The following is a 22,329-nucleotide window of genomic DNA, read 5'->3' as shown; positions in this document are numbered from 1 at the left end:
GGAAGGGGGCTTGTCCACAGTTGCGCGGTGCCGGTCTCGTCAGTCGAGCACCGAAACGATTGCCTTGGCGAGCTTGTCCATTCCATCCTCGGGCAGGCCGGCCACGTTGATGCGGCTGTCGCCGACCATGTAGACGCCGTGTTCGGCACGCAGCCGCTCGACCTGCGCTTCCGTGAGGCCAAGGCGGGAGAACATGCCGCGATGGCTGGCGACGAAATCGAAGCGATCGGAGTTGGACTGCCGGCGCAGCGCCTCGGCGAACTGGACACGCAGCCTGAGCATGCGCAGGCGCATCTCCTCCAACTCGGCTTCCCAGTCCGCGCGCAACGCGGCGTCCTCGATCACGATGCGCACGGCGGCTGCACCATGGTCCGGCGGCATCGAATACATGGCGCGCGCCGCCGACAGCATTTGGCTCATTGCCACGTCGGCCTGTGCGCCGTCCCTGGCCAGGATAATCGCGGCGCCGACGCGGTCTCGGTAGACGGCGAAGTTCTTCGAGCAGCTGGAGGCGACAACCATTTCCGGAACTTTCGCGGCCAGCAGGCGCAAGCCGACGGCATCGGCCTCCAGGCCATCGCCAAAGCCCTGATAGGCGATGTCGACAAACGGCAGCAGGCCGCGCTCGACGACCAGGTCGGCAACGGCCTCCCACTGAGCCGCGTCCAGATTGGCGCCCGTCGGGTTGTGGCAGCAGCCATGCAGCAACACCACGTCGCCGCTCTTTGCCGTCCGCAGCGCTGCCAGCATGTCGTCGAACCGGACGGAGCCCGAGACGGCATCGAAATAGGGATAGTCGCGGATCTGCAGACCGGCGGCGCGCATCACCGGCATGTGGTTCGGCCAGGTCGGGTCGGACAGCCAGATTGTCGCGTCGGATCGTGTCCGCTTCAGCAACTCCGCCACCAGCCGCAGCGCGCCGGAGCCACCCGGCGCCTGTGCCGCACGGATGCGCGTCATGTCGGCGCCCGGACCGAAGGCAAGCTTGGCCATGGCCGTGTTGAAGACCGTATCGCCGGCAAGGCCGAGATAGGTTTTGGTGTCCTGGCTCTGCAGGAGTCGCTTTTCGGCCTCGCGCACGGCGCGCATGACAGGCGTTTTGCCGTCGCGATCCTTGTAGACGCCGACGCCAAGGTCGACCTTGTCGGGGCGCGGGTCGGCGCGATAGAGGCCGATCAAGGCAAGAATCTTGTCGGCGGGAGCTGGCTGGAGATCTTCGAACATGGGGACGGTTCCGTTGGCGCGGCGGAGTGATACGCAAATCGAACGCGCTTCACCAGCGGTTTCGGTCACACCAAGCCAAAAAGCAGCACTCCGGCCGGCTGTCGAAAGATCGGCGCTGGCGGCATCGCAGGATCGCCCGTTTTGCCGGCGAGGCGAGGGCAGTTGCGAACGATGGATATCGTCCAGCGAGCGAAAAAAATCGCACGGCAGGGATTAAAACCCCCACATGCTCCGTAAACAGGGCATGAAACGGTCGATGCCACGCTTCGATATTGTTGGACAACTTGGGTCGCTGCGCCGTTACGCACGCTCCTTGACGCGCGACAGCACGGACGCCGAGGATCTCGTGCATGACGCGCTGGTGCGCGCCTATGAGCGGCGCGGCACTTTCCGGTCCGGCGGAAACTTGCGCGCGTGGCTGCTGTCGATCGTCCACAACGCCTTCATCGACCGCATGCGCTCGCGTCGCTCGGAAGCAGCGCGCCTCGATCAGGCCGGATACCTTGCCGATGGCAGCACGCCGGCACCACAGGAACATTCGGTGCGCCTGGCGCAGGTGCGCGAGGCCTTTTTCAGCCTGCCGGAAGAGCAGCGTTCAGCACTGCATCTCGTCGCCATCGAAGGCCTTTCCTACAGCCAGGCCGCCGATGCCAGCGGCGTGCCGTTGGGCACGCTGATGTCGCGCATCGGCAGGGCGCGCGCCGCACTGCGCGCGATGGAGGACGCGGCGCCCTCAAAGGCCAAAAACCACCTCAGGATCGTTGGAGACCCGTCATGATCGCAACTGTCGATCCCGTGACCGATGCCGACCTCGATGCCTATGTCGACGACCAGCTCGACGTCAGCCGCCGCATCGAGGTCGAGGCGTTTCTGTCCGCCCGTCCAGAGGCTGCCGCGCGCGTGATGTCGGATCTGAGGACCCGCGACGAGCTGCGCGTGGCGCTTGCCGGCTCCAGGGGCATGGCGAGGCCGGCGACCGCGGATGCCGCGCGGCGGCTGGAGAGGGGGCTCGCCCGGGGCCGGATCTTCGGCGTGTTGCAGCGCGCCGCTGCCGTTGCCGCCTTCATTGCCGCCGGCTGGCTGGCGAACGGGATCATCGGGCCAATGTCGGTGACGAAGGTCGTCGCCTCGCCGCAGCCGCCCGCCTATTTGGAAGAGGCTGTTCGCGCGCACAGAACGACGCTGGTACGCGAGAGCATGCCGTCGCAGCCGGAAGCGCCCAACTACAACGCCGGCGAGATCCGTGCCGCGACCGCCATCGTCATGCCGTCGCTGCCCAAGGACTGGAAGGTGCGTGACGTGCAGATCTATCCGTCGCGCTTTGGGCCGAGCGTCGAGATGGCGGTCGAGACGAAGGAGATGGGCCTAGTGTCGCTATTCGCCATCCGGCCGGGAAACTTCGATGTCGTCAAGCCGACGGTCGCGCCCTCTGGCGACATTTCCTCGGCCTATTTCCAGATCGGCGAGGTCGCCTACGCGGTGGTCGCGCGAAGCGAGGTCCACGATCTCGATCGTGCCGCCGAGACGCTTGCCAGAACGCTTTACTGACCGATCCACAAAGGAGAATTCAAATGAACACCCCCAATCTGGGATACCGCGCCGGCGCCCAAACCGGAGCCATTTATGACGAGGGCCTGCGCCAGCACATGCTGCGCGTTTACAACTACATGGGCCTTGGCCTGGTGGTCACCGGCCTGGTCGCCTTCATGGTGTCGTCGACGCCCGCGCTTTACGTGCCGATCTTCTCCAGCCCGCTGAAGTGGGTGGTGATGCTGGCGCCGCTCGCTTTCGTCATGCTGTTCTCGTTCAAGATGCAGACCATGTCGGCGGCCAGCGCCCAGGCGATGTTCTGGGCCTTCTGCGCGGTCATGGGCCTGTCACTGGCCTCCGTGTTCCTGGTCTTCACCGGAACCAGCATCGCGCGCACCTTCTTCATCGCCGCCACCATGTTCGGCGCCACCAGCCTCTACGGCTACACCACCAGGCGTGACCTGACCCAGTTCTCGTCGTTCCTGATCATGGGTTTGATCGGCGTGGTGATCGCCAGCATCGTCAACATCTTCCTTGGCTCGACCGCGCTGCAGTTCGCCATCTCAGTGATCGGCATCGCCGTGTTCGTCGGCCTGACCGCGTGGGATACGCAGACGATCAAGGAGCAGTATGCCGAGAATTTCGACGCGGAATCGCGCCAGAAGCTCGCCGTCTTCGGCGCCTTCTCGCTCTATCTGAACTTCATCAACATCTTCCAGCTGCTGCTGAATTTCACCGGCGAACGCGAGTAACGACTGTCCGTTGCGGGTGAGGGCGAGGAATATCGCCCGAGATGCAAAGAGGTGGCCGGGGATATCCTCCGGCCACAATTCGTTCTGGCGAGACCCGGCCACACCTTGAGTCCCCAAGAGCTTTTGCTAGTCTGCCCACCGCACCAGCCTTCAACACCGGCCCGCGAGGACATGTGGCACAGGACAGCCAAACGCTTCATGGCGACGGCATCTCGGCGACCATAGTCGCGCAGGGCGCCGAACTGGTTTCGCTGCAAGACGAGCAAGGATTTGAGTTCCTGTGGCAGGCCGGGCCGGCCTGGCGCCGCCATTCGCCGGTGCTGTTTCCGATCGTCGGCCGGTTGAAGGGAGACCAACTGCGCCATCGAGGCCGGACCTACCCGATGACGCAGCACGGCTTCGCGCGCGACAAGCCGTTTACCTGGGCGGAGAGGGGGCCGCGATCCTGCACGCTGGTTCTCACCGACGACGCCGATACCCGCGCGCACTACCCCTTCGCCTTTCGCCTGGAGGTGACCTACACGCTGGATCGCCAGCAGCTTGGCGTAACCTTTGACATCACCAACACCGGCGACGAGCCGCTGCCGGCGTCAATCGGAGCGCATCCGGCGTTCAATTGGCCGTTGCTGCCGGATCTGGCCAAGACCGACTACCGGCTGACTTTTGCCGACGATGAGCGGGCGCCGATCCGCCGGCTGAAGGACGGTCTGCTCATGGCAACTCCGCAGCCAACACCTGTCAAAGGCATGACCCTTGACCTCTCCGAACGCCTGTTCGACGATGATGCCGTCATTCTCGATCAACCCGCCAGCACCCGAGTGCGTTACGCCGCCAAGCGTGGTCCGGCGATCGAGATGTCGTGGCAGGGATTTCCTGTACTGGGCATCTGGTCAAAGCCCGGCGGCGCGCCGTTCCTGTGCATCGAACCCTGGCATGGCATTGCAAGCCCGGTGGACTTCGATGGCGATTTCATCGACAAACCTGGCCTGATGATGATCGCGCCAGCAACGAAGCGCGTGCTGAACTATCAGATCCGGCTGATCGGATCGGTTTGAAAACCGGGGCGGAGAGGGGTCCGTGACCCAGTGAGCAGAGCATCGTGTACGCCGGCCTTGCAACCATTCCGACCGCTTGATTTTAGAGGAGACGCAACATGGACCGATTCACGGGCGGTTGCCTTTGCGGCGACGTCCGGATTGTCGCGTCGGGACTCCCATACCGGGTCGGTATTTGTCACTGTCTCGACTGCCGCAAGCATCATGGAGCGCTTTTCTATGCCGCCGCGGTGTTTCCTCAGGACGCGGTGACGATCGAGGGCGAAACACGCGACTACGCCGGGCGGTTTTTCTGCCCCCGCTGCGGCTCATCCGTTTTCGCACGCAGCGCGGACGAAATCGAAGTGCACCTGGGAGCCCTGGATGCCCCTGACCAACTGATGCCAACCTACGAAAGCTGGATCGTCCGGCGCGAGTCCTGGCTGCCGCCGTTTCCGCTCACGAGGCGATATGAGCGCGACCGTGACGCCACGGGTCGCTTTGAGGAGTAGGTGGGACGAGCGGTACGAAGGTCAGATTTGCGCCTCGATCGAGATCTCGAACCTTCGATCACATCGGCGCGTCACTCCGGAAGACCGGCCTTGCGGAAGCCATCAACGAAATGTTCGAGCGTCGCTGCGTCGCGGAACGGCTCCGTCGCGACCCAGTGGCGGGTCGTGAAATGCGGGTTGCTGACGAGGAACATTTCGACCTCCGCGCGCGCTTCTTCGAGCCGGCCGAGCTGCGCAAGGCTTGCCGCCAGGAAACGGCGCGAGCTTGTGCGATAGGTCTCGTCCCTGCGCAGTGTCTCGACGGCGGCATCGTATTCGCGCGCCGCATATTGCGCCGCGCCGAGCGTCAGATAATACCAGCTTGCCGGAAACGGGTTCAGCCGGAACGCCTTGCGAATATGCTCGAGGCCTTCTTCGACCCGCCCGGCCAGGACCGCAATGTCGGACAATGTCGCCCAGGCGTCGGCCTCGTTCGGGTCGAGCTCGAACGCCTTGGCGAATTCCGCATCCGCCTCTGCGAAGCTGCGTTCATAGGCAAGCAGGTTGGCCAGCACCCAGTGGCAGCCGGCGTCGTTGGGGTCGATCGCCACGGCTTTCCGCGCCAGTTCCAAGGCAAGGCCACGATTTGGCGCAATGGGTTCGCCCCAATGCACCCATCCCATCCAGTGGTTCATGGCAAGCCAGCGATAGGCCTCGGCGTATTCCGGATCGAGTGAAACCGCGCGCGTCAGCATCAGATGCGCTTCCCGCGCCGTCTGCGGCGAATCGTCGATCAGCTTGCGCGCCCGCACGCAGAGATCGTAAGCCTCGAGATTCTTGGGCCGGTTGCGTGGCGGCGGCGCGCGCAGCCGTCCGAGCAACGCCTCCACGATCTTGGCCGTTACTTCGTCCTGAACGGCAAAGATATCTTCCAGGCTGCGATCAAAGCGTTCCGCCCATAGATGTTCGCCGCTCACCGCATCGACCAGCTGGGCGTTGATGCGCACGCGCTCCGCGGCGCGTCTTGCGCTACCCTCCAGCAGATAGCGCACGCCAAGCTCCTCAGCGATCGCACGCACGTCCATCGCCTTGCCTTTGTAGGCAAACGTCGAGTTGCGCGCGATGACGAACAAGCCGGAGATCCTCGACAGGTCGGTGATCAGGTCTTCGGTCAATCCATCGGCGAAGGAGTCCTGCTCGGGATCGTTGCTGAAATTGACGAAGGGCAGCACAGCTATCGATGGTTTACCAGGCAGCGGCAAGGGCTTTCGCTTCGCGCCCCCGAGTTGTTCGATGACCCCCGTGAAGCGGTAGCCGACGCGCGGAACCGTGGCGATCCATTCACCGCCGTCGGCGGCCGGGCCAAGCAGCTTGCGCAGCTGCGCGATCTGGACGGTGAGGTTGCCTTCCTCCACGGCCGTGCCCGGCCACGCCGCGTCCATCAAGTCGGCCTTGGCCAGGATCTCACCGGGTCGTCCGACGAGCGCCGTAAGCAGCTTTAGCCCACGATAGCCAACGGCAACGGGGACGTCGTTCCGAAGCAGCGTTCCCGCACCGGAATCAAGCACGAACGGACCAAAGGCAAAGCGCTCTCCCTGCATAGGGCGCATCTATAGCCCGTTTGGAAGTTTTGAGAACTATTTGGGAAGGCTTAATTACGGCGCTGTTCGCATCCTGCAGAATTCAACCTCTTTCAGGTCGAGGGCGTCCAGGCCCTCAAACCATACGGAGGTTGCCATGAACGATACCCTTGCGTCGGCCCCACATCAGGCAGCGCGGCCGGGAATGCCAGTTAGGCCGGCGGAGGTGCCGATCCGGCACCTGGCGACCCTGCGTAGCATTATCGCGACCTGGCGCGAGCGAACCTGGCGCGAGCGGATACGCTTTCGCTGGGAACTCGAGCAAATGTCGAAGCACAATCCCCATTTGATCGACGATATCGGTCTGACGAGACGGCAGGTCGAGGCAGAGATCGCCAAGCCCTTCTGGGAACGATAAACCTTGAACACCCGCTTGCCACCCAAGGCGACCGGCGGACCGCGCGGAGCTTGTCGAAAGTCCACATAGGGTAGGGAGGTTGCCTCGCGCACGATCTCTGGACAATCCGCGCGGTTTGATATTTCAGTCGCGGCTTACTGCTCTCGCCGAGATGTCCAAATGCCGGCTGTCATGCATTTCCTCAGCATCTCCTTGCCAACGGCTGGTTGGCGGTGCTCGTCAGCGTCTCGCACGCGAGCGTCGGATCTAAGTCCGCGCAATTGTCGCGCCCCAGGTCCAGCACGGCGTGCCGCGCTGTCACGACTGTTACTCGATCTGCCGCCGCGCATTTGAATGACGCGAGCCGGCCGGCTCCTTCAGCTGCCATCCAAAAGTCGCATAAGATAGATTATGGAACTATCGCATTAAGCCGAGACTGGAAAATGCTGATGTTTTTCATCGGCTTGACGCCCGGCAAACTGGCCGTTGAAGCAACCTGCGTCGACAATCCGCCGTCACGTCGTGCGCCGCATTGATCATCGATCATTGCACGTGGTTCGGCTGCAAGCACCGCGCAATGTGCAACGGCAGTGGTCCGGACACGCTCAAGGCCTGGGAGGACTTCGTCAGCGAATGCCGGTGACGAGGCTCGGCTCGCTTCAGCGGTCTCCGGTGGAAAGCAACAGCCTTGACCAGATCGACTGGATTTGCGCCGGAGACCAGGAACAGGAAAAGTTGCTGGTTTCTCTCTGGAAAATCAGTGACTTGACGAGCTGCGCAACCGTACAATCCGCGTAACGCGATCAATGCCAGACGTAATGAAGAGCCGTTCCTATCACGCTGATTTGAAAGGAGTTTCAATCACCATTCCGTCATAGGCCGGCTCGACGTTCGCGGGTGTCTCGGCCATCACCGTGGCGTAGTCGAGCGGCACATGCATATGCGTCAGCACGGCGTGTTTTGGTGCCAGCCGCTCGATCCAGCCAAGTGCCTGGCCAAGCGACAGGTGACTCGGGTGCGTCCGGTATTGCAACGCGTCGATGATCAGCGCGTCGAGGTCGCGCAGCCGCTCGGCGGTGGCGTCCGGAAAGTCGCTGATGTCAGGGCAATAGGCGATGCCGCCGATGCGAAAACCGAGCGAGATGATGTCGCCATGGACCTGCGGCAATGGCTCAAGGGTGAGGGCACCCCCTCTCCTTCGATGACCACCGGTCTGTCATGGTCGATGATATGTGCCCTGACGATCGGCGGATAGGAGCTGCCTTGCGGCGTCTCGAAGCAGTATCCGAACGCTTGCCGCAGCCGTAGCATTGTTACACTGTCGGCATGGATGTCGATCAGCTGGCGCTGCTCGAGGACGAAACCGCGCAGATCGTCGATGCCGTGGATATGATCGGCATGCGGATGTGTATAGACGACCGCATCGAGACGCTTGACCGATGCCAGCAGCATCTGCTGGCGGAAATCAGGGCCGGTGTCGATGACAACGGTGGTGCGAGCGCCGTTCGCCGCGATCCGTTCGACCAGAACAGCGGTGCGCATGCGCCGGTTCCTCGGATTGTCCGGGTCGCAATTGCCCCAGTCGCCAGTGATGCGCGGCGCACCTGGCGACGAGCCGCAGCCGAGAATGGTAACGCGCAGCCGGTCGGTCATCGTTCAGGCGCTTTGCTCGGCAGGTCGCGGCATCTTGCCGAACAGACGGAAAAAATTGTTCGTCGTCAGATCAGCGATTTCGGCCTCGCCAACGCCGATTGTTTCCGCCAGCACCTTGGCCGTGTGCGCGACATAGGCCGGCTCGTTGCGCTTGCCGCGAAACGGTATGGGCGCCAGGTAAGGCGCGTCGGTTTCGACCAGCAGGCGCTCATGCGGCACATCGGCGGCAATGGCGCGCAATTCGGCCGAGTTCTTGAAGGTCAGGATGCCCGACAAGGATACGTAGCCGCCGAGCGCGACGCCAATTTCGGCCAGCCGCCGTCCGGAGGAAAAACAGTGCAGGATGAAGGGGAAGGCCCCCTTCCCTGTTTCGTCCTCGAGAATGGCAGCCATATCGTCATCGGCATCGCGCGAATGAATGACCAACGGCAGCGCTGTTTCACGAGCCGCGGCGATGTGATTGCGAAACACCCGCGCTTGCGCATCGCGCGGCGCCTTGTCGTAGAAGTAGTCCAGCCCCGCCTCCCCGATCGCCACCACCTTCGGGTGGGCAGAAAGGCGGATCAGCTCGGCCGACGTCACGTCCAGCTCTTCTGCCGCATTGTGCGGATGGGTGCCGACCGAGCAATAGACTTCGTCGAAAGTCTCCGCGATTTCAAGGATTTGCTGAAATCGCTTCACGCGGGTCGAGATCGTCACCATGCGGCCAATTCCGGCCGCTTTGGCGCGGGCGACAATGGCCGCCCGCTCCTCGGCGAAATCTGGAAAATCCAGATGGCAATGGCTGTCGACGAGCATCAGCTGTTCGCGTCCGGCTGTTCGACGTAACGCGGAAACACGCCTTCCGGCACGGGCAACGCCGTGCCAGGCACTAGCGCATGGTCCGCATGGACATGCACGAAATCGCGCCTGTCCGCCGGCACCGCCAGCAGGTCGAGCAGCTTGGTGGCCGCCCCTGGAATGAAGGGCTGGCACAGCACCGCCACGCGCCGCACGACTTCGGCGGTCGTCCACAGCACCGTTTCCATGCGCGCCGGGTTGGTCTTCTTCAGCGCCCACGGTTCCTGTCCGGCGAAATAGCGATCGGCTTCGGCCACCACGCCGAAGATCGCTGCCAGCGCCAGATGGATGCCCTGCTCGACCATCGCCTTGCGCGCGATGGCAAGAGCACTGACTGCCTGATCGAGGATCGCCTTGTCGGCGTCCGTCAGGTCGCCGCGCTTGGGAACCACGCCACCGCAGTTCTTGGCGATCATCGATAGCGAGCGCTGCGCCAGATTGCCGAGGCCGTTGGCGAGGTCGGCATTGGTGCGGTTGACAATCGCTTCATGGCTATAGCTGCCGTCCTGGCCGAACGGCACCTCGCGCAGGAAGAAATAGCGCACCTGGTCGAGACCGTAATGCTCGATCATGGTGAACGGGTCGATGACGTTGCCGACCGACTTCGACATCTTCTCGCCGCGGTTGAACAGGAAGCCGTGGCCGAAGACTCGCTTCGGCAGTTCGATACCGGCCGACATCAGGAAGGCTGGCCAGTAGACGGCATGAAAGCGGACGATGTCCTTGCCGATGATGTGTGCATCGGCTGGCCAGAAACGCCAATTTCCAGCATTTTCATCGGGATAGCCGACACCGGTGATGTAATTGGTCAAGGCGTCCACCCAGACATACATCACATGCTTGTCGTCGCCCGGCACTGGCACGCCCCAGTCGAAGGTGGTGCGCGATATCGACAGGTCCTTGAGGCCCGACTTGACGAAGCTCATCACCTCGTTGCGCCGCTCGGTCGGGCCAATGAAGTCGGGCTGGCTTTCATAAAGCGAGATGAGCTTGTCCTGATAGGCCGAGAGGCGGAAGAAATAGCTCTCTTCCTCGACCCATTCGACCGGCGTTCCCTGCGGCCCGTAACGGACATTGTCGGGGCGGACCTCTGTCTCCTCCTCGCCGTAATAGGCTTCGTCGCGCACCGAGTACCAGCCGGCATAGCCGCCCTTGTAGATGTCGCCATTGGCGGCCATCGCCTTCCAGATCGCCTGCGAGGCCGCATAGTGACGTTCTTCTGTGGTGCGGATGAAATCGTCGTTTGAGGCGTTGAGCGCAATCGCCATACGCTGGAAATCGGCCGAGTTGCGGTCGGCCAGTTCGCGCGCCGAAATGCCTTCCCGCTTCGCTGTCTGCAGCATCTTGATGCCGTGCTCGTCGGTGCCGGTAAGGAAGAAAACCTGCTTGCCGTCAAGCCGCTGGAAGCGCGCGAGCGCGTCGGTGGCGATCAACTCGTAGGCATGGCCGATATGTGGCTTGCCGTTCGGATAGGAAATCGCGGTCGTGATGTAGAATGTGTCGCGTGACATGAATGAACCGTCATGAATGTCTGAATGGAAGGCGTGGCGGTGGATATCGCATCGGGGCGGCGATTGCCATCCCGAGGCCGGAAACCCCGTCACATTCGCATTGCAGAAATCAAGCGGTCGATCATGGTCAGGGCGTGCTGCTTCTTGTCGAGATTGTAGGTGTCGGTCTCAGATATAGCGTCCAGCGCTTCATGCCAAGTGTCAGACAGTGTTTTGGCCCGGGCGAGATCGCCTGCCAATGCTGCCTGGCTCGCGGCGTTCGACAACAGCTCCAGCGCCCGGCGGTTGAAGATGTCGAACTGGATCGCCTGGTCGCGGCCAGCGACAGCCTCGGCAAGACGAAACGCTCCGCCGACATCGCCCTTTCTTGCCGCCACCAGGGCGTCGAGCGTCTCGGCGATTTCCAGCCCGCCATATTGCGTCAACAGGATCGCGCTGCGCGCGCTGCCCCCTGCCCGCTCGGCCAGTGCCGCCCGCGCGGCCGGGTCCACCGGTGGCGGCGGTTCGGCCGTTTCCAGCACCGCCATCAGGTCGTCGGCACCGAGCGGCGTCAACCGCACCACCTGGCAGCGCGACCGGATTGTCGGCAGCAGGCTGCCTGGGGCATGGACGATGAGAATGAACAGGGTTCTTGCCGGCGGCTCCTCGAGATTCTTCAGCAAGGCATTGGCGGCATTGGCGTTCATGTCGTCGGCCGGATCGACGATGACGACCCGGTAGCTGCCGTCATGCGAAGTCAGCGACAGGAAGCGGCTGACCTTGCGGATCTCGTCGACGGTGACGACGGTCTTGAAGCTCTTGGTCTTGTCGTTCGCCGGGCGGGTCAGATGCAGTACGGAAGGGTGCGCCCCGGTGGCGATCTGGCGAAACAGTGACGAGGCCGGATCTGGAACGGCAAGGCTTTCCGGCGCTTGCTTGAAGGCCGGGTGCTTCAACAGATGATGCGCGAGATGGAAAGCGAGCGTCGCCTTGCCGATGCCGACCGGTCCGGCGAAGATCAGCGCATGCGGCAGCTTGCCGGAACGATAGGCGGCGGTCAGCATGTTCGCCGCCTGTGCGTGTCCTACCAGACGTGGCGTTTCGGATGGTTCGGGCACGCCGTCCAGCGTGTCGTGCTGCTCCGGTGCGATGCGTTCGAAGATCATGCCGGAGTTACCTGCCTGTCGCGCGCTGGCGCTCTTGCCTCGAGCGCCGCGAACACAGCGGCGGTGACGACATTTTCCACCGTATCGGGATCGGCGGCGGCGTCGATGACGATACAGCGTTCCGGCTCGGCCGCTGCAATTGCCAGAAATGCCGCCCGGCGGGCCTGATGGATGGCCAGCGTCTCCTTTTCGAAGCGGTCGGCTGCCGCTTCGGCGCCGCGACGCGCCGTGGCGCGCCTGAGGCCCTCGGCCGGGTCTATGTCGAAGATCAGCGTCATGTCTGGCATCATGCCATTGATGGCGACCTGCTCCAGCCTGTCCATGAACGCCTGATCGATGCCTCCGGTGACGCCCTGATAGACACGTGAAGAATCCAGGAAGCGATCACAAAGCACGATAGAGCCACGCTCGACCGCCGGCCGGATAACCTGCTCGACATGGTCGGAGCGCGCGGCGGCGAAAAGCAGCGCTTCCATCTTTGGCCCGAACGGTTCGGCGGCGCCCGAAAGCAGCACGTGCCTGACCGCTTCGGCGCCTGGAGACCCGCCAGGCTCGCGGGTGAGGAGGACATCGTATTTCTTGGCGCGCATCTTGCTCGCCAGCCGCTCGATCTGCGTCGACTTGCCTGCTCCTTCGCCGCCTTCGAAGGTGATGAAAAATCCTCGCGCCAATCGAAAGGCCTTTGTCCATGCATGAATGGGTTGATTGTAGCGCTCTAGATAGTCCGCGTCCGGGAAAACGTCCATGCCGTCGGTACTATCGCAGCCAGCCGATCGCCAGTTCCTTGACGGCATCGAGAGCCCGCTGCGGCAGCGTGCCGACGCCGATCGACTCGGCGGCGAAAAGCGGCGTCTCCTGGCTGAGCGTGTCGCCAATCCAGACGCGTAGCGCGCCCACTGGCTGCCCCTCCTCCACTGGCGCGGCAACCGGGCCGGTGTAGACGATCCTGGCAGTCAGCTTGTCGCGATTGGTGATCGGCAGGAAGATCTCGATCGGCCCTTTTGCCTTCAGCATCACCCCGGATTTCGCGCCGCCAAAAACCTGGGCTTCGCCGACCACCTCGTCCTTGGCGAAGATTTCGGTCTTCTCGAAAGAGCGAGCACCCCAGTCGAGCAGCTTTCGCGCCTCCTCGGCGCGCTCCTTGTCGCTGGCCAGCCCGCTCATTGCCGCGATCACCCGCGTGCCGTTGTGGCTGACCGAACCTACGATGCCGAAACCTGACGACTCACTGGCGCCCACAGCGAGCCCATCGGCGCCGATGTCCATCGTCAGAAGCGGATTGCGGTTCCGCTGCGAGATCTTGTTCCAGGTAAAATCCTTCTGGCCATAGTAGCGATAGAAATCCGGATAATCGCGCCACAGATGCAGGGCCAACTGCGCCAGCTCGCGCACGGTCGTCTGCTGGCCGTCGGCCGGCAGGCCGGTCGAATTGACGAAAGTCGATGTCTTGAGGCCGATCTGGCGGGCGCGTTCGGTCATTTGCGCCGCGAAATTGTCCTCGGATCCGGCCATGCCTTCGGCGATGACGATGCAGCCGTCATTGGCCGCCTGCACGGTAACCCCTTGAATGAGGTCCTCGAGCCGGATCGACGACTTGAGCTTGGCAAACATCGTCGATGTTCCTGAAGGCGCACCGCCTTTGCGCCAGGCGTTCTCGCTCACCACGAAGGTGTCGTCGAACTTCAGGCGTCCGGACTTGATGGCGTTGAAAACCACTTCCATGGTCATCAGCTTGGCCATAGAGGCCGGCGGGATCGGCTTGTCGGCATCTTTGGAAAACAGCACCGTGCCGGTCTCGGCGTCGATCATGAAGACCTGCGTAGCCTTGGTCTCGAAAAGCTGCGCGCGGGCTGGAGCCAGGGAAAGCACTAGCAGGCAAAAAGCCAGAAGCCCGGCGAAAGGCTGGAGCAAGCGAAATGACATGATGTTCGACCCGTTGGCCGGAAACTCCGGCAAGCCCGGAAAAAGTATCAGGCTTTTTCTACAACGGATCAACCGCGTAGCGGAAAATCCAGGCCGGCTTCCGCTCAGTTACGCACAGCCAGTGCATCCGGCGCGCCATGCGCCCATGCCGCCTGCAACAAATCATCCACGCTGCCGTGGCCGTCCGGATAGAGGTTCACCGAGAACCAATCCTTGCCATCGAGATCGGAACGCTGGATTTCGGTCTTGCCAAAGGGTTCAAGCGCCGCGGCCAGGCGGCTTGCTTCTGCTGCGTCATCGAAGGAGCCGGCGGCGACATAGTCGGAAGCGGACGATGATGGCCGCGAATTTGATTTCTTCCACGACTGCAGGATATCGGCGGGCGACATGCCGTTGTCGTCGAGCGCCGCAAAGACATCGGCGCGCTGAACGCGTTCATCCGCATAGGACAGCGAGGCCACGGCAAACGGCGATTGCGGCGGCAGATTGATCTCCGGGCGCTCCGGCACGATCGGACCAAAATCGGGCAGCGCCAGATCGCCAAAGGCTGGCGACTGCGCCGACAGGACCGGCTCAACCGCCCCTGAATCGGTCAACTGACCGGGAAACGGTACGGCGGCGGCACCGACGGGGAGGCTCGGCGACGGGCCATTCATGGCAACCATGACGCCTGTCGGCAATCCATCCGACGGATCCGGCGCCCTGTTGCCGGGGTGATAGGAAGCCATCAGATACTGATCGTCATTGCCGTCGAGCGGCGCACGGCCGACATACTCGACCTTCACCTCGGCGGTGCCGATGTTGGCATAGTCAAGCATCTGGGCGGCGCGCTCCGACACATCGATGATGCGACCCTCGTGATAAGGGCCGCGATCGTTGACGCGCACGATGACCGAACTGCCGGTCTTGAGATTGGTGACGCGGGCATAGCTTGGCAGCGGCATGGTCGGGTGCGCCGCCGTCAGGTGCGTCATGTCGTAGACTTCGCCATTGGCCGTAAGCCGGCCGTGGAAGGCATCGCCATACCAGGAGGCCAGGCCAACCTTGGCGTAGTGCTTGTCCTCCTTAGGATAGTACCACTTGCCACGGACCTGATAGGGCTTGCCGAGCTGGTCACGGCCGCCGCCACGTTGCAGGCCAGCCATCTTGAAGGTGACACGCGGGCTTGCCTTCACGCCATATTCGGATTCGGAGAAGTATTCCTTGGAGCGGGTCTTCTTGTAGACCATCGCTTTCGGTTCAGGCTGAGACGCGCAAGCCGCCAGCAAGGCAGCCGACACGGCAAACAACGCGACTGTAGCAGCGCGACGAAGACGCGGGTGCGTCATAGCCTGCATTTTCCTGATGTCCCCTACAGTCTCGACTGAGACGCCGCTGCTTGACTATCCGAGGAGCCAAAGCACTCACTCGAAAAATACCAACGACGCCTTGAACCCCCATCCTTTGTGCGCAGGAATTGTTTATCACCGTATTAATCGATTGTGGCCGGAACCGGGCAAGATTGTGGCGCCTCCATTGCGTCGAGGACCATGAGGAGCCACGGCTTTCCGTTCGCTAGGCGAAGGTCATGTCATTCCGCATGCTATGGGCCTCCGGTCCATCTTCCGTCGGGCCCCATCCGCCACTTGAGCAGGGGCTTTGTCGCGCGCACATGAGCAGCGGAACGCGGTTGATCTTCAGGCCCGGAATTATCCGCCGCCCGATCGGGATTGAGCGGGCACCTGATCAATAGCGAGTTGCTGGAGGGAACGGTCGAGCAGGCCTAGGCATTGGTCCTGAAAATTCGCTTGCAGCCGTAACGTCCTGCCCTGCCCTCTCGCCTATAGGCCTTTGTCTACAAGACATTCGCCGGGCTGAAGCCGCCCTGTCACGGCGTGTTTAGATGCTCAGTTCTGTCTGACGGTTGCGCGCGAACCGCGCGCAGCTCGTACCAGAGGGCATTCAGGATGCCGACCGTGGTGGCCAGTCCGAGGCCTAGGATCCAGGCAAAGTACCACATCGTTGCAATCTCCAATCTCTGTTTCAGTACACCGATGAACCAGCCTCGCGTACCGAGGTTTCGCTGACCTTGCCCCAAAGCACGCTGTAGACCCAGGCTGTGTAGGCAAGGACCAGCGGTAGGAAGATGACAGTTGCGATCAGCATGTTGCGCAGTGTCGCCCGGCTTGAGGATGCGTCGAACACGGCAAGCGAATGGCCCGGATTGCTGCTTGACGGCAGGATGATCGGAAACATCGCCAGGCCGACAGTCGCGATGATGCAGAGCACGCCAAGCTTGGATGCGAGGAAGGTGAGGCCTTCGAGACGCGCACGGAAGCCGGCCGCGGCGGCCAGCGGCGCCACGATGCCCAGCGCGGGCACCAGGCAAAGGGCCGGCGTGGCATTGAAGTTGCGCAGCCACGCGCTGGAATTCGCGATCACCGTCTTGCCGAGCGGATTGGACGGACCATCCCAGACGATGGCGCTGGTCACCTCATAGCCGCCGAGCAGCCCGAGCCAGACAAGCACTCCGCCGCCGGCAAACAGAACAGCGGTGGCAAGCGCGGCCTTGCCGCCGATGATGCGGGCGCGGTCAGCCACCGGCCCTTCCGCCTTGAATGTCAGCCACGCCGCGCCATGCATGACAAGCATGGTCAGCGAAACCAGGCCGCAATAAAGCGCCACCGGATTAAGCAGGCCGAACAGGGTGCCCTCATAGAACGGCCGCAGGTCGGTAGAGAAGTGGAACGGCACGCCTCTCAGCGCATTGCCCACTGCCACGCCGAAGATGAGCGCCGGCACGGCGCCGCCGATGAATAGCGCCCAGTCCCAGTTCGAGCGCCAGCGGGGACTCTCCCGCTTGGAGCGGTATTTGAAGCCGACCGGCCGCAGGATCAGCGCGAACAACACCAGGAACATGGCGAGGTAGAAGCCCGAGAAACTCAATGCGTAGAGCGCCGGCCAGGCAGCGAAGATGGCGCCGCCGCCCAGGATAAACCAGACCTGGTTGCCTTCCCAGACCGGTCCGACGGTGTTGATGGCAACGCGTCGCTCGATATCTGTTTTTGCGACGAAAGGCAGCAATGCCCCCACGCCCATGTCAAAGCCGTCGGTCACCGCGAAGCCCATCAAAAGAACGCCAAGCAGCACCCACCATATGATCCGCAGCGTTTCGTAACTAAAGAGGAAATCGGTCATCGTCTTTGTTCCTTGCAGGTCCCGGGTTACTGGGCGGCCGCCAGACGGATCTTTGCGCCTTCGCCGACGGGAGGCGTGATATCGGCGCCGACAATAGGCCCTTTCGCTATCGCCTGCAGCATCAGCTTGACCTCGATCACAGCCAGCACGCCATAGACGAGGGTGAAGCCCAAGATGGTAATCACGAGGTCGGGGATGCCGAGATCGGATGTCGCCAGGAAGGTCGGCAGCATGCCCTCGATGATCCAGGGCTGGCGGCCGAATTCCGCGACGAACCAGCCAAGCTCGATGGCGATCCATGGCAATGGCATCGCGATCAGCGCCATGCGGAATAGCCAGCGCGGCGCCGGCGTCTCGCGCATCGTATGCCAGAGCGAGATCGCGAAGACGGCAAGCAGCAGGAAGGCGCATAACACCATGATCCGGAAGGTGAAGAAGATCGCCGGCACTTCCGGCACGGTCGACCATGCCGCCTGCTTGACCTGATCGTCGGTGGCCTGGCGCGGATCATCGATATAGCGCTTCAGCAGCAGGGCGTAGCCAAGATCCCTGCTTGTCGCGTCGAAGGTGGCGCGTGCCGCCGCGTCGCCATGGTTGACCTTGAGCTTTTCCAACGCGTCGTAGGCTGTCAGCCCGTTGCGGATCCGCCCCTCGGCCCTCTGGACGAGTTCGAAGATGCCGGGAATCTCCTTGTCGATCGAACGGGTGCCGATAAGGCCCATGACCCAAGGGATATGCACGGCGAAATAGGTCGTGCGGTCGTTCATGCTGGGAACGCCGAACGCGGTGAAGGAGGCCGGAGCCGGCTCGGTCTCCCACATCGCCTCCATGGCGGCGAGCTTCATCTTCTGGTTGTCGGTGATGTCGTAGCCGCTCTCGTCGCCGAGTACGATGACCGACAGCGACGAGGCGATGCCGAAGGCCGAGGCGATGACGAAAGACCGCTTGGCGAGATCGATGTGCCGCCCGCGCAGCATATAGAAGGCCGAAACGCCGAGCACGAAAACGGCGCCGCAGACATAGCCCGCCGAAACAGTGTGGACGAACTTCGCCTGCGCCACCGGATTGAAGATGACGGCCATGAAATCCGTCACTTCCATGCGCATCGTGTCCGGGTTGAAGGCCGCGCCGACAGGATTCTGCATCCAGCCATTGGCGATCAGGATCCATAGCGCCGAGAAATTGGTGCCCAGCGCGACAAGCCAGGTGACGACGAGATGCGCGCGCGCAGAGAGCTTTTCCCAGCCGAAGAAGAACAGCCCGACGAAGGTCGCCTCCAGGAAGAACGCCATCAGGCCCTCGATTGCGAGAGGGGCGCCGAACACGTCTCCGACATAGTGCGAATAATAGGCCCAGTTCATGCCGAACTGGAATTCCATGGTAATGCCCGTGGCGACGCCGAGGGCGAAATTGATGCCGAACAGCACACCCCAGAATTTGACCATGTCGCGCCAGATCGTGCGGCCGGTCATGACGTAGACCGTCTCCATCATCGCAAGCATGATGGAGAGACCCAGTGTCAGCGGGACGAACAGGAAGTGGTACATCGCAGTCAGCGCGAATTGCAGTCGCGACAACTCCACAAGCAGTGGGTTGGTCATGGGAGAGCTCCGTTAAGCGTCTCCTTCGATAGCGTGTTCGGCGGTCGCGCCTTTTGACGTGCGTCAATTCGCTGATGGCCCCGGCATGAGATTGAACCGTCATGCTCGAAACCGTCCTGAAACACCGCGGCAAACGGCCAACGGGGGCAAATCCGCCGGAAGCGACCAATCCAGGGGCGCCTGCCCCCGGCAAGACACTTTGCGTTGCGCGCGACTTTGCCGCCCCAGGCTTGCGTTCCGCCCTTGCATTGCAAGCGGCGCGCGCGGTGCTGCGGCTTGCCTTCATAGGTCTGGCGGCAATGTTCGTGGGCCGCATGATCTCGGGGAATGCAAGCTGGCTGCTGCTTGGCGCGGCGCTGGTCAGCCTGGTCCTCGGTTCTGTCGTCGGCCTGTTGGACGACCGAGCTGTCGCCAATGCGGAACTGAAGGTCGCCAACGGCCTGCTCGAGTCGGTGCGTCGCACCCTCGCCGCGGCTCTTCCCGGCGACATCCAGGCGAAGCCGCTCGGAACATTGATCGCCGGACTGCAACGCTACCCGCAAGCCGTGGCCGGTCTCGTGGTCGGGCATCGCCTCGCATCGACCATGCTGGGGCTGGGCCCGCTGCTTGCCGCAACCGTGATTGTCGCCGTTTCGTGGGAGGCGGCACTGGCGCTGGTCGTGCTGACCCCGGTGATGATCGTTTTTTTTGCTCTGATTGGTGGCGCGATCCGTAGCGGCGCCGAGGCTCAGGAAAAAGCATTCGGTCGTCTCGCTGCACAGTTCGCCGATCGCATCCGCACCTTGCCCACCATTCTTGGAAACCACGCGCTGAGCCGGGAAAGGCGCAAGCTCGCGGTGCGGCTGGATACCTATGCCTCAGGCACGATGGGCGTGCTCAGGATCGCCTTCCTCAACGCCGGCATCATCGACTTCTTCTCGTCGCTATCGATCGCGATGCTCGCCGTGTTTCTCGGCCTCGGCCATCTCAAGCTCATCAGCATCCCCGGCTTCGCCGACCTCCAGCTCTGGCAGAGCCTGTTCATACTGATGATCGCGCCGGAGTATTTTGCCCCGTTCCGGCGCTACGCGGAGCAGTATCACGCCAAGGCCGAGGGCCTCGCCGCCGCCACCGCGCTCGACACGCTCGTTCTGGGCGCTCTTCCGCAATCGCCGGCTTTCGAAGCCGCCATCGTGACCCGCGATCTGGCCGGGGCCGCATCGCTTCTGCCCCGGACCGGGCTGGTAGCCATCACCGGGCCGAGCGGATCGGGCAAGTCGACCCTGCTGCGCCACCTTGCCGGGATCGGGGCCGCGCCATCTTTCGAAGCGGATCCCGACACCCACCCCGATATCGCTTGGTGCTCCACCGACATCTATGTGCCGGAAGGCACGCTTGGCGCTGCCATCGCCTGGCAAAACGGCGCATGTTGCCGAACCCGGCTGTTGCTTGCTGCGGGCAATGTCGGTCTTCTCGACGATGTACTTCTGCCCGGTGGACTTGACGCGCTGATCCAGGCGGGTGGTGAGAACCTCTCCGGCGGGCAACGGGTGCGCATCGGCCTGGCGCGTGCGCTGATCTCGGGCCGGGCCGTCTTCGCCGACGAGCCCACCGCCAAGCTTGATCCCGGCAACGCCGCGATGGTGCGTCGTGCGCTTGCGGATGCGGCGTGCAGCCGGCTCGTCCTGGTGGCCACGCATGACAGAAGCCTGGCCATGCTTGCCGGCACGACCATCGACCTCGGCGCCGACAACCGTCAGGCACGGGAGAAAGTCGCATGAACGGCACCGCGTCCTCGATCGCCGCGCAGACGCGGATCGGCCCACCGCAAGAGCCAGTCCGAAACAGGGCCCCGTGGCGCCTCGCCCTTGTTCTGGCATTTGCCGCCCTGGCGAGCGGAATCCTGCTCACCGGCGTGTCCGTATGGTTTCTCGGCGCGGTCGCCCTGGCGGGCCTGACGCCCGCCGCATTGATGTTCAACTACCATGTCCCCGCCGCATTGATTCGCCTGTTCGCCCTGACACGGACAGCGGCCAAATATGGCGAGCGTGTTGTCGGCCACCGGGCGGCGCTCACCGATCAGGTCCGGCGCCGCTCGACGCTGTTCGCCGCGATGGCGGCGGCTCCCTCGGTGCGCAAGGCCGGCTGGCAGCTTGGCAACCAGGATCGCCTTGCCGACTATCTCGACGACGTCGAGGACGTGGATTATGCGCGCCTGCGCGTCAGCCTGCCGTCAGCGACCCTTGGCGTCGCCATTCTCTTGCTGGTCGCCGCGACCCTGTTGATAGCGCCGCTGGCAGTCGTGCCGATCCTGCTGCTCATCACGGTGAACATCGTCGGGGCCTATTTCCTGGCAAGCCGTGCCGACACCGATCTGGCGGCCATGCGCGAAGGCAGGCAGCAGGCTTCCCGCCTGCTTGGCGCCGCCATACAGGCCGTGGTGCCATTGCAGGGCGAACGCCGCTGGGGTCTCATGCTTGAAGCGCCGTTCGATGGCTACGCCAATGCCCATATGCACGCATTGGCGCTGCGCCACAGGCAGGCCTTGTTCGATATGTTGGCCAACTGCGTGGCGCCATGCGCCATGCTCAGCGTCCTGGTGTCCGCCTGGTTGTCGGGCCTGCGCGGCGAGGCCCTTTTGGTGCCCGCCCTGCTGGCCTTCGCCTGGCTGGCCGTTGGCGAATCCGTACTGGGCGCATCGAAGATCGTCGTCGCCTTCGCGCGCGAGAAGAAAGCTCGGTCGACGCTGGCCAAATGGAACGCCCCCGACGGTGTGTCGCGCAAGCATGTCCCGGAGCGCGTCTCTTCGTTGACGCTAGACCGGTTGCCACGCCACGCCCCGGATGGCCGGTTGATTGGAAGGCCGGTCAGCGTGACCTTCAAGGCTGGCATGCCAACTGTCCTGCATGGCGCCAGCGGCTGCGGCAAGACCTCCTTGTTGAAGCAGATCGCCGGCTGGCTGGACGTCTGTGACGGATGCGTCTTGAGCGACGGCATCGGCCTCGATGCGGATGCGCGTCGCGCCTTGAGTTGCTTCTGCCCCCATGATGCGACGGTTCTCGCCGACACCGTGCGCGAGAACCTGTTTGCCCCGCACGCCAGTGACGACGAATTGTGGAGCGCATTGAGCAGTGTGGAACTTCAGGACCGGATAAGGGCAGCAGGCGGCCTGGACGGCTGGATCACGCAGGATGTGCTGTCGCTCGGCGAGGCGCAAAGGCTGAACCTCGCCCGTGCATGGCTTTCCAATCGGCCTGTCGTGCTTCTGGACGAGCCGACTGAACATCTCGATACCGAACAGGGCAAGCGCATTCTTGATGCGCTACTGCACCGGCTGCGGCAACGCATCGTCATCCTGTCGAGCCATGACGAGCTGGCACCGAAAGGGAGCGCGGCGGTTCGACTGCAATGACGCGACAGGGAACGATTTTCCGAAGTCGCCTATTTGAAAGCGCTGGCGCAAGACCAGTTTTCGGGCTGACTTTGGAGTGG

At 63.1% G+C, this 22,329-nt stretch carries 19 protein-coding genes and 1 pseudogene; 8 read left to right on the top strand and 12 right to left on the bottom strand.

The window, feature by feature from the left end:
• Window positions 1-39: 39 nt before the first annotated feature.
• Window positions 40-1,224 carry an amino acid aminotransferase gene (locus tag AC56QP_RS00805; RefSeq protein ID WP_497100854.1) on the bottom strand — a complete coding sequence of 395 codons (1,185 nt, stop codon included), beginning with the start codon at window positions 1,222-1,224 and terminating at the stop codon, window positions 40-42.
• Window positions 1,225-1,468: 244 nt separating this feature from the next.
• Here AC56QP_RS00805 and AC56QP_RS00800 point away from each other — a divergent pair, with 244 nt between their 5' ends.
• The 5 genes from AC56QP_RS00800 to AC56QP_RS00780 all read left to right on the top strand — a co-directional run bounded on the left by AC56QP_RS00800 (window position 1,469) and on the right by AC56QP_RS00780 (window position 5,052).
• Window positions 1,469-2,002: a sigma-70 family RNA polymerase sigma factor gene (locus AC56QP_RS00800; RefSeq protein ID WP_489863430.1), complete on the top strand. Its 534-nt coding sequence runs from the start codon at window positions 1,469-1,471 to the stop codon at window positions 2,000-2,002.
• Entirely contained in the window at window positions 1,999-2,772 is a 774-nt protein-coding gene (locus AC56QP_RS00795; RefSeq protein WP_489861281.1) for an anti-sigma factor family protein, read from the top strand. The genes AC56QP_RS00800 and AC56QP_RS00795 overlap by 4 nt, the downstream gene beginning before the upstream one ends.
• A 23-nt stretch (window positions 2,773-2,795) precedes the next feature.
• Entirely contained in the window at window positions 2,796-3,506 is a 711-nt protein-coding gene (locus AC56QP_RS00790; protein WP_489861282.1) for a Bax inhibitor-1/YccA family protein, read from the top strand.
• Between the two features lie 173 nt (window positions 3,507-3,679).
• Window positions 3,680-4,561, top strand: a complete 882-nt coding sequence (locus AC56QP_RS00785; protein ID WP_489863431.1) for an aldose 1-epimerase family protein — start codon at window positions 3,680-3,682, stop codon at window positions 4,559-4,561.
• Between the two features lie 98 nt (window positions 4,562-4,659).
• Complete coding sequence (locus AC56QP_RS00780) at window positions 4,660-5,052, top strand: GFA family protein (RefSeq protein ID WP_489861283.1); 393 nt, start codon at window positions 4,660-4,662, stop codon at window positions 5,050-5,052.
• Window positions 5,053-5,123: 71 nt separating this feature from the next.
• On the opposite strand, the gene AC56QP_RS00775 is transcribed toward AC56QP_RS00780, so the two are convergent.
• Window positions 5,124-6,641: a winged helix-turn-helix domain-containing tetratricopeptide repeat protein gene (locus AC56QP_RS00775; protein ID WP_489861284.1), complete on the bottom strand. Its 1,518-nt coding sequence runs from the start codon at window positions 6,639-6,641 to the stop codon at window positions 5,124-5,126.
• A 127-nt stretch (window positions 6,642-6,768) separates the two neighbouring features.
• On the opposite strand from AC56QP_RS00775, the gene AC56QP_RS00770 reads away from it, so the two are divergent.
• The gene (locus AC56QP_RS00770) at window positions 6,769-7,029 is read left to right on the top strand and encodes a DUF1127 domain-containing protein (protein WP_489861285.1); all 261 of its coding nucleotides are present in this window, start codon (window positions 6,769-6,771) and stop codon (window positions 7,027-7,029) included.
• A gap of 814 nt (window positions 7,030-7,843) precedes the next feature.
• Here the strand turns inward: AC56QP_RS00770 and AC56QP_RS00765 are convergent.
• The 10 genes and pseudogenes from AC56QP_RS00765 to AC56QP_RS00720 all read right to left on the bottom strand — a co-directional run bounded on the left by AC56QP_RS00765 (window position 7,844) and on the right by AC56QP_RS00720 (window position 18,804).
• Window positions 7,844-8,661, bottom strand: a pseudogene (locus tag AC56QP_RS00765) (MBL fold metallo-hydrolase).
• 3 nt (window positions 8,662-8,664) lie between these two features.
• Window positions 8,665-9,459 (bottom strand): TatD family hydrolase, encoded by a 795-nt coding sequence (locus tag AC56QP_RS00760; protein ID WP_489861287.1) that lies wholly within the window; start codon window positions 9,457-9,459, stop codon window positions 8,665-8,667.
• Window positions 9,459-11,012, bottom strand: a complete 1,554-nt coding sequence (gene metG / locus AC56QP_RS00755; protein WP_489861288.1) for a methionine--tRNA ligase — start codon at window positions 11,010-11,012, stop codon at window positions 9,459-9,461. The genes AC56QP_RS00760 and metG overlap by 1 nt, the downstream gene beginning before the upstream one ends.
• 89 nt (window positions 11,013-11,101) lie before the next feature.
• Entirely contained in the window at window positions 11,102-12,157 is a 1,056-nt protein-coding gene (locus AC56QP_RS00750) for a DNA polymerase III subunit delta' (protein WP_489861289.1), read from the bottom strand.
• Window positions 12,154-12,828, bottom strand: coding sequence for a dTMP kinase (gene tmk / locus AC56QP_RS00745; RefSeq protein WP_489861290.1), 675 nt, complete (start codon window positions 12,826-12,828; stop codon window positions 12,154-12,156). Before tmk ends, AC56QP_RS00750 begins: the two co-directional genes overlap by 4 nt.
• An 85-nt stretch (window positions 12,829-12,913) precedes the next feature.
• Window positions 12,914-14,080 (bottom strand): D-alanyl-D-alanine carboxypeptidase family protein, encoded by a 1,167-nt coding sequence (locus AC56QP_RS00740; RefSeq protein ID WP_489861291.1) that lies wholly within the window; start codon window positions 14,078-14,080, stop codon window positions 12,914-12,916.
• A gap of 104 nt (window positions 14,081-14,184) precedes the next feature.
• Complete coding sequence (locus AC56QP_RS00735; RefSeq protein WP_489861292.1) at window positions 14,185-15,417, bottom strand: septal ring lytic transglycosylase RlpA family protein; 1,233 nt, start codon at window positions 15,415-15,417, stop codon at window positions 14,185-14,187.
• Window positions 15,418-15,947: 530 nt separating this feature from the next.
• Entirely contained in the window at window positions 15,948-16,079 is a 132-nt protein-coding gene (gene cydX, locus AC56QP_RS00730; RefSeq protein WP_489861293.1) for a cytochrome bd-I oxidase subunit CydX, read from the bottom strand.
• 23 nt (window positions 16,080-16,102) lie between these two features.
• The gene (cydB, locus tag AC56QP_RS00725) at window positions 16,103-17,257 is read right to left on the bottom strand and encodes a cytochrome d ubiquinol oxidase subunit II (protein WP_489861294.1); all 1,155 of its coding nucleotides are present in this window, start codon (window positions 17,255-17,257) and stop codon (window positions 16,103-16,105) included.
• 26 nt (window positions 17,258-17,283) lie between these two features.
• The gene (locus AC56QP_RS00720) at window positions 17,284-18,804 is read right to left on the bottom strand and encodes a cytochrome ubiquinol oxidase subunit I (protein WP_497104104.1); all 1,521 of its coding nucleotides are present in this window, start codon (window positions 18,802-18,804) and stop codon (window positions 17,284-17,286) included.
• A gap of 155 nt (window positions 18,805-18,959) precedes the next feature.
• Here AC56QP_RS00720 and AC56QP_RS00715 point away from each other — a divergent pair, with 155 nt between their 5' ends.
• Together AC56QP_RS00715 and AC56QP_RS00710 are read left to right on the top strand one after the other, a co-directional pair.
• Window positions 18,960-20,618: an ABC transporter transmembrane domain-containing protein gene (locus AC56QP_RS00715; protein ID WP_489861296.1), complete on the top strand. Its 1,659-nt coding sequence runs from the start codon at window positions 18,960-18,962 to the stop codon at window positions 20,616-20,618.
• Window positions 20,615-22,249, top strand: a complete 1,635-nt coding sequence (locus tag AC56QP_RS00710; protein WP_489861297.1) for an ATP-binding cassette domain-containing protein — start codon at window positions 20,615-20,617, stop codon at window positions 22,247-22,249. Before AC56QP_RS00715 ends, AC56QP_RS00710 begins: the two co-directional genes overlap by 4 nt.
• Window positions 22,250-22,329: the final 80 nt, after the last annotated feature.

Source organism: Mesorhizobium sp. RCAM 05104, assembly GCF_059683645.1.
This window is presented reverse-complemented; position numbering and strand designations above follow the sequence as displayed.

What these genes read in the sequence shown, in the direction of transcription:
- cydB (WP_489861294.1), bottom strand. Translation starts at nt 17,257, where the DNA reads ATGACCGATTTCCTCTTTAGTTACGAAACGCTGCGGATCATATGGTGG.
- AC56QP_RS00720 (WP_497104104.1), bottom strand. Translation starts at nt 18,804, where the DNA reads ATGTACCACTTCCTGTTCGTCCCGCTGACACTGGGTCTCTCCATCATG.
- AC56QP_RS00795 (WP_489861281.1), top strand. Translation starts at nt 1,999, where the DNA reads ATGATCGCAACTGTCGATCCCGTGACCGATGCCGACCTCGATGCCTAT.
- AC56QP_RS00800 (WP_489863430.1), top strand. Translation starts at nt 1,469, where the DNA reads ATGAAACGGTCGATGCCACGCTTCGATATTGTTGGACAACTTGGGTCG.
- AC56QP_RS00775 (WP_489861284.1), bottom strand. Translation starts at nt 6,641, where the DNA reads ATGCGCCCTATGCAGGGAGAGCGCTTTGCCTTTGGTCCGTTCGTGCTT.
- metG (WP_489861288.1), bottom strand. Translation starts at nt 11,012, where the DNA reads ATGTCACGCGACACATTCTACATCACGACCGCGATTTCCTATCCGAAC.
- AC56QP_RS00715 (WP_489861296.1), top strand. Translation starts at nt 18,960, where the DNA reads ATGCTCGAAACCGTCCTGAAACACCGCGGCAAACGGCCAACGGGGGCA.
- AC56QP_RS00740 (WP_489861291.1), bottom strand. Translation starts at nt 14,080, where the DNA reads ATGTCATTTCGCTTGCTCCAGCCTTTCGCCGGGCTTCTGGCTTTTTGC.
- AC56QP_RS00735 (WP_489861292.1), bottom strand. Translation starts at nt 15,417, where the DNA reads ATGCAGGCTATGACGCACCCGCGTCTTCGTCGCGCTGCTACAGTCGCG.
- AC56QP_RS00780 (WP_489861283.1), top strand. Translation starts at nt 4,660, where the DNA reads ATGGACCGATTCACGGGCGGTTGCCTTTGCGGCGACGTCCGGATTGTC.
- cydX (WP_489861293.1), bottom strand. Translation starts at nt 16,079, where the DNA reads ATGTGGTACTTTGCCTGGATCCTAGGCCTCGGACTGGCCACCACGGTC.
- AC56QP_RS00750 (WP_489861289.1), bottom strand. Translation starts at nt 12,157, where the DNA reads ATGATCTTCGAACGCATCGCACCGGAGCAGCACGACACGCTGGACGGC.
- AC56QP_RS00760 (WP_489861287.1), bottom strand. Translation starts at nt 9,459, where the DNA reads ATGCTCGTCGACAGCCATTGCCATCTGGATTTTCCAGATTTCGCCGAG.
- AC56QP_RS00770 (WP_489861285.1), top strand. Translation starts at nt 6,769, where the DNA reads ATGAACGATACCCTTGCGTCGGCCCCACATCAGGCAGCGCGGCCGGGA.
- AC56QP_RS00790 (WP_489861282.1), top strand. Translation starts at nt 2,796, where the DNA reads ATGAACACCCCCAATCTGGGATACCGCGCCGGCGCCCAAACCGGAGCC.
- AC56QP_RS00805 (WP_497100854.1), bottom strand. Translation starts at nt 1,224, where the DNA reads ATGTTCGAAGATCTCCAGCCAGCTCCCGCCGACAAGATTCTTGCCTTG.
- AC56QP_RS00710 (WP_489861297.1), top strand. Translation starts at nt 20,615, where the DNA reads ATGAACGGCACCGCGTCCTCGATCGCCGCGCAGACGCGGATCGGCCCA.